This is a genomic window from Pseudescherichia vulneris (assembly GCF_902164725.1).
GTDB classification, from domain to species: Bacteria; Pseudomonadota; Gammaproteobacteria; order Enterobacterales; family Enterobacteriaceae; genus Pseudescherichia; species Pseudescherichia vulneris.
The window spans coordinates 133091-133875 of sequence record NZ_LR607338.1; the positions used below are offsets into that span (position 1 = coordinate 133091).

General features: G+C 56.4%; 2 protein-coding genes. Both read left to right on the forward strand.

The features are described 5' to 3' along the window. Positions 1-12: 12 nt before the first annotated feature. The gene (locus FN633_RS00615) at positions 13-153 is read left to right on the forward strand and encodes a YlcG family protein (RefSeq protein WP_154056392.1); all 141 of its coding nucleotides are present in this window, start codon (positions 13-15) and stop codon (positions 151-153) included. Beyond that, on the forward strand, positions 150-785 hold a 636-nt coding region (locus tag FN633_RS00620; RefSeq protein ID WP_154058775.1), incomplete at its 3' end, for an antitermination protein Q. The genes FN633_RS00615 and FN633_RS00620, both read left to right, overlap by 4 nt.

Sequence of the window (785 nt, forward strand, 5' to 3'; positions counted from 1 at the left end):
CAAGGCGGCAGCATGAAACCAGAACTGATCGAATCTCTCCGCATGCGCTGGCAGCGCCTTCGCATTTATCGCCACCCAGGTTCGGTGCTGGTGGACTATCGCATCCTTCGCAACTTTATTCGCATTTACCAGATGGCAGGGACAAGGGCATGAACCTCGAAAACACCGTGAAATACCACTTCGCCAAATCGACGATGATCAGCGACTCCCCGCGCGCCACTGGCTCAGACTCGCTTACCGGCACAGATATCATGGCCGCCATGGGCATGACGCAGGAACGCGCCGCGATGGGTTACAGCGCCTTCCTGGGCAAAATGGGGATCAGCCAAAACGACCGGGAGAGGGCGATCACGCTGCTTGCCGAGTACGCGCTGACCAAATGCGACAAGGTGGCTGCGCTGCGCAAGCTGGCCTCAGAGGTTAAACCACTGGTGATGCGCCAGCTGGCCATCTTCGCTTTTGAGGACTATTCGCGCAGCGCCGCCAGCGTGAAGCAGTGCGATTGCTGCAATGGAGAAGGGTTCATTCAGGCTGACGTGTTCACCAACAAGTTTCGCAAGCCGGAAGGGAAGATTACTGTATCCGGGATGGTCAAGGTCAAAGAAACCGTTAATGTTCTCTGCAAAAAGTGTAGTGGTACCGGTCAGGTCAGCGCAGCGTGCAGCGATTGCCATGGACGTGGAAAAGCCGTTAATCAGGAACTCACTGAAGAGCAGGGCGTACCAGTTCTTGCGGACTGCAAGCGCTGTAGTGGGCGTGGTTATGGGCGGATCCCATCTACTGAG

Coding starts and splice junctions, on each gene's coding strand:
- FN633_RS00615 (WP_154056392.1), top strand. CDS start 13: ATGAAACCAGAACTGATCGAATCTCTCCGCATGCGCTGGCAGCGCCTT.